1 protein-coding gene is annotated in these 1,160 nt (G+C 59.0%); it reads right to left on the bottom strand.

What is annotated here, in order from left to right:
* Nucleotides 1-46: 46 nt before the first annotated feature.
* On the bottom strand, nucleotides 47-1,027 hold the full coding sequence (locus AAAB16_RS00195; protein WP_340661508.1) for a sulfonate ABC transporter substrate-binding protein: 981 nt from the start codon (nucleotides 1,025-1,027) through the stop codon (nucleotides 47-49).
* Between the last annotated feature and the right edge of the window lie 133 nt (nucleotides 1,028-1,160).

Below are 1,160 nucleotides of genomic sequence, written 5' to 3'. Positions count from 1 at the left end.
CCAGAAGATATTGAGGCTCATGGAGTGGTCTCCTTGGGGATTCGAATTACTGGGCTTGGGTGACCGAGCTTTGGGCCACAGCGGCCGGTGGGGTCCAGATCACATCCTTGATGCTCAAGGGTTTAGGGATCAGCTTGAGTTGGTAGAAGGTGTCGGCGATCTTCTGCTGCGCGGTGACCACTTCCGGGGTGATGAAGTGCGCGCCGTAGCCTTGGCGTTTCACCGCCGTCAAAGTGATTTCCTTGGACAAGCCCAGCAGCGGCGCAACCTGTTCGGTGACCGCTTGTGGGTCCGCTTTGGAGTCTTCGCCGACTGCACGAACTTCGTCGATCAGGGTGGCGATAACGTTCGGGTTCTTCTCGGCGTATGGCTTGGTGGACAGGTAGAACTGGTGGTTGTCGACCAGGCCCTGGCCATCACGCAGGGTGCGTGCGCCTAGCTGGTTTTCAGCGGCCGCCTGGAAGGGATCCCAGATAACCCAAGCATCCACGCTGCCACGCTCAAAGGCGGCACGGGCGTCGGCCGGTGCGAGGTAGGCGACGTCGATATCGCTGTATTTCAGACCGGCATCTTCCAGGGCGCGCACCAGCAAGTAGTGCACGTTGGAGCCTTTGTTCAGCACGACCTTTTTGCCTTTGAGCGCTTGCACCGATTTGATCGGCGAGTCTTTCGGCACCAGGATCGCTTCGCTGTGTGGCGCTGGCGGCTCATAGGCGACGTAAAGCAAATCTGCGCCAGCAGCCTGGGCAAAGACCGGCGGGGTTTCGCCGGTGACACCGAAGTCCACCGAGCCGACGTTCAAGCCTTCAAGCAGCTGCGGGCCACCGGGAAACTCGGTCCATTTGACGTCCACGCCTTGTTCGGCGAGGCGCTTTTCCAAGGTGCCTTTAGCTTTAAGCAGCACCAGGGTGCCGTACTTCTGATAACCGATCCGCAGGGTTTCGGCTTGGGCTTGCGAGATAGCGCCAAAAGCTGTGGCCGCGACAAACAGGGCGACCAGACTCCGACGCAAAGTGTTAGTGCGCATGGCGCTCTCCTTTGCTGTTTAAGTGATGTCGCCTGCTTGCCCGTTAGCGGGTGAGTAAGGCTGATTGTTTTTTTGCCCTTTCTCTCAGGGAAAGAGTTGTTAACTCCCTCTCCCCTTGGGGAGAGGGTTGGGG

It is taken from the genome of Pseudomonas sp. (genome assembly GCF_037994325.1).
GTDB lineage: Bacteria > Pseudomonadota > Gammaproteobacteria > Pseudomonadales > Pseudomonadaceae > Aquipseudomonas.
The sequence above is the reverse complement of the archived record's forward strand: the minus strand, read 5'-3'. Positions and strand labels throughout refer to the sequence as shown.

Coding starts and splice junctions, on each gene's coding strand:
- AAAB16_RS00195 (WP_340661508.1), bottom strand. CDS start 1,027: ATGCGCACTAACACTTTGCGTCGGAGTCTGGTCGCCCTGTTTGTCGCG.